A 3,367-nucleotide genomic window follows, 5' to 3' on the forward strand; every position below is an offset into this window, starting at 1 on the left:
TGGATGCGGGGTCGCCCCCCCCGGTGAGGGTGGGGGATGTCGGGGCGGGATTTTTGGTTCGGTTATTCCTCGGCGAGGCCGTGTTCGATGGCGTAGCGCGTCAGTTCCACCCGGTTCTCCAGGCGGAGTTTGCGCAGCGTCGAGTGCACGTGATTCTCCACGGTGCGGTGTGAAATCGACAGCTTGGTCGCGATCTGGCGTGCGGACTGGCCTTTCGCGACCAAGCGGAGCACGGTGGTCTCGCGTTCGGACAGCGCCGGGGTGTCCGCGCTTGGTGCGGCGGCCATCCTGCGGAATTCGCCGAGTACGAGACCGGCCAGCCCGGGGGTGAACACGGTGTCGCCCTCGGCGGTGGCGCGCACGGCCTCGACGAGTTCCTCGGCGGACGCCGACTTGATGAGATACCCGGTCGCGCCCGCTTTGACGGCCTCGAGCACGTCCTCCTGCTCGCCGCTCGCGGACAGCACGAGCACATGGCAGCCGGGTGCGGTTTCGGTGATCCTCCTGGTGGCGTCGACCCCGCTGCCCCCGCCGAGGTTGAGGTCCATCAACACCACGTCCGGGGTGGTGGACCGGACCGCGCGCACGCCGGTCTCGACATCCCCCGCGGTCGCCAGGACCTGAAAGCCGCGTTCCCCGAGATCGCGCGCGACGCCATCGCGCCAGATCGGGTGGTCGTCCACGACCACGATCGAGATCGGTTCGCTAGCCATGCTGCCTCCGCTTGACCAATCGAGCCAAACCCGTGTTGGGTTTCGGGCGCGCACGCGGCACGTGCAACTCCCATTCCGTACCCTCTTCGGGCGCGGTTTCCAAGCTCGCGGTTCCACCGAGGGCGCGGATCTTCGCGGTGATGGAGCTCGCAACCCCGAGCCTGCCCTCCTCTGCGGCCGCCTCGAGCCGTCCCTGCGGGATGCCGACCCCGTCGTCCCGCACCGAAACCACCACCTCGGTACCGAGATCCTCGATGAGCACCCACACCCGTGCCGAGGCGCCGGCGTGCCGCTCCGCGTTGACCAAGGCCTCCCGGACCGCGGCGGTGAGTTCGCTCGCCGTGTCGTGCGGCAGCGGGATCGGCCCCGCGGGTGCGGAAATGCTGATCCGCGAGGTGCCGAGCGGGCGCACCAGGCCGAGTAGATCGACCTCGCCCGATTCGCTGGTGGAGGACACCGGTCCGGAAGCGACGAGCGAGCGAAGCGCAACCTCCTGCTCCCCGGCGAGCCGCCCCAGTTCCGCGGCCTCCCCGCCGAGCTCCCCGCCGCGCCTGCGCACGTGCGCGAGCACCTGAAGCACGGAATCGTGAATGGAACTGGCCAGCCGTTCCCGCTCCGCGGTGGCCGCCTCGGCGCGCAGCGCCCGCTGCATGGTGGCCATCGAACGCCGCGCCGCCGTGGACGCCATCCCGATCACCAGTCCGGAACCGATCAGCAGCACCGCATCGGTGTACAGGGACATGTCGATGGTCCACCGCGCCAGCCCGGTGCACACCGCGAGCAGCAGCCCACTGGACGCGCCGATCAGCCAACCGCCATACACGCCCATCGCCACCGCGGGCACGCTGCCCCACACGGTCGTGATCACGCTCGGCACGTGCTTCGGAATGTCCGGATCGAAGATCGCCAAGGTGGTGAGCATCAGCCCGGAAGTGACCAGTAGGTCGGCGATGACCAGCCAGCCGCGGCGCCACGCGGGCCGGAAACTGTAAGCGAGCGTGACCAGGGTCCACAGGCCCATGAACACGAGCACCGTGACACCGAGCCACGGGCGGGCGTAGCTGTCGTAGTTGACGGCCACCGACGCGATCGCGAACGGATAGGTCACGACCCGGAGTAGCCCCGTGCCGAGCCACATCGGGGATGTGGCGTCCTGTACCCGGATCGTCATGCTCAACTCACCGGTTCGGGCTCGCCGTCGTCCTTGTTCTTCTCCGCCTCCCCATCGGGTTCCGCCGATGCCGCGCGTTCACTCCACAGGCTGCGGATCGAGGCGTTCGCCACGGCGAGCAGCGGAACCGCGAGCAGGGCACCCGCGATGCCCGCGATCACCATGCCCGCGGCGACCCCGAGCACGACCGCGAGCGGGTGGATCTTCACCGCGCGGCCGAGCAGCAGTGGTTGCAGCACATGGCTTTCCAGCTGCATCACCAGCACCACGATGGCCAGCACGATGAGCGCGGCCACCAAGCCCTTGGTCACCAGTGCGACCAGTACCGCGATCGCGCCGGTCAGCACCGCACCGATGATCGGGATGAACGCGCCGAGAAACACCAGCGCGGCAAGCGGAACCGCCAGCGGGACACCCACGATCGCCAGGCCGATCCCGATACCGACCGCGTCCACCAGAGCGACGAGCACGGTCGCCCGCACATAGTGCTCGAGCGAGGTGAAGCCGTGGCGTCCCGCGCGCTGCACCCGGTCCCGGTTCGCGCCCGGAACCAGGATCCGCACCAGGAACCGCCAGATGCCGTCCCCGTCGTGCAGGAAGAAGATCAGAGTGAACAGGCACAGCAGGATCCCGGTCAGTGCCTCACCGACCGAGGCCGCCGTGCTGAGCGCGCCACTGGTGATCACGCTCTTGTTGGCCTGCAGCCACTGCACGATCTGATCGAGGAAGCCCTGCAGCTGATCCTGGGACAGATGCAGCGGCCCGTCCCGTAACCAGGCGCTGATCTGCTCGATACTCGCCGAGACCTGATTGGTCAGATCCGGAAGGCCTGCGGTGATGGTGGAGATGAACAGATAGAGCACCCCGCCGACGACCGCGAGGCCCACGATCACCGCGATCGCCGTCGCCAGTCCGCGCGGCACCCGCCAGCTCACCAGCCTGCGCACCACGGGGGCGAACAATGCCGAGAGCAGCAAGGCGATCGCGACCGGAACGGTGACGACGGCGAGATAGTTGATCAGGTAGGCGAGCACCACGACGGCCGCGAGCGAGATGAGCAGCCGCCAGCTGTACGCGGCCGCCCCGCGCAGCACGACCGGCACCTCGGGTTCGATACGGAAATCACGGGCCTTCACGCGCACACAGTATCCGGTATGACTGTCCAGACCGAGCAACCGAAGACACCCGGGTGAGTGGTGCGCGAGCCCGAACAAAATCCGTTGCGCCGCAACCGGTCGGGAAGCGTGCGTCCGAGGGAGAGCCCCAGGAACCGGAGGGTGGAGGTTCGGCCCGGACAGAGCCGCCGCGGACCGTGTGACGAACAGCATCCCCCGCCACGGGTGTCCCGCGGAACTGTGAGCCACATCGCCTGACCAGTGACGATGGGCGGGCCCCGGAGCCCTTCCTGGATGCCGATACACATCCTGGGTGTGACCAGCGTGAACGTCCGGGATGAGGACCCGATCGTGCGTGGTTGTGTTGG

3 protein-coding genes are annotated in these 3,367 nt (G+C 68.5%); all 3 read right to left on the reverse strand.

The features are described from left to right. Window positions 1–62: 62 nt before the first annotated feature. From AD72_RS19835 to AD72_RS19845, 3 genes are read right to left on the reverse strand one after another with little or no spacing between them, the layout of a single operon-like run. Window positions 63–713, reverse strand: a complete 651-nt coding sequence (locus AD72_RS19835) for a response regulator (protein ID WP_031468027.1) — start codon at window positions 711–713, stop codon at window positions 63–65. Next, window positions 706–1,884: a MacS family sensor histidine kinase gene (gene macS / locus AD72_RS19840; RefSeq protein WP_031468028.1), complete on the reverse strand. Its 1,179-nt coding sequence runs from the start codon at window positions 1,882–1,884 to the stop codon at window positions 706–708. The genes AD72_RS19835 and macS overlap by 8 nt, the downstream gene beginning before the upstream one ends. Window positions 1,885–1,886: 2 nt before the next feature. Further along, window positions 1,887–3,020: an AI-2E family transporter gene (locus AD72_RS19845; RefSeq protein ID WP_031468029.1), complete on the reverse strand. Its 1,134-nt coding sequence runs from the start codon at window positions 3,018–3,020 to the stop codon at window positions 1,887–1,889. Window positions 3,021–3,367: the final 347 nt, after the last annotated feature.

The sequence above is a fragment of the Sciscionella sediminilitoris genome, assembly GCF_000737195.2.
Classification (GTDB): Bacteria; Actinomycetota; Actinomycetes; order Mycobacteriales; family Pseudonocardiaceae; genus Sciscionella; species Sciscionella sediminilitoris.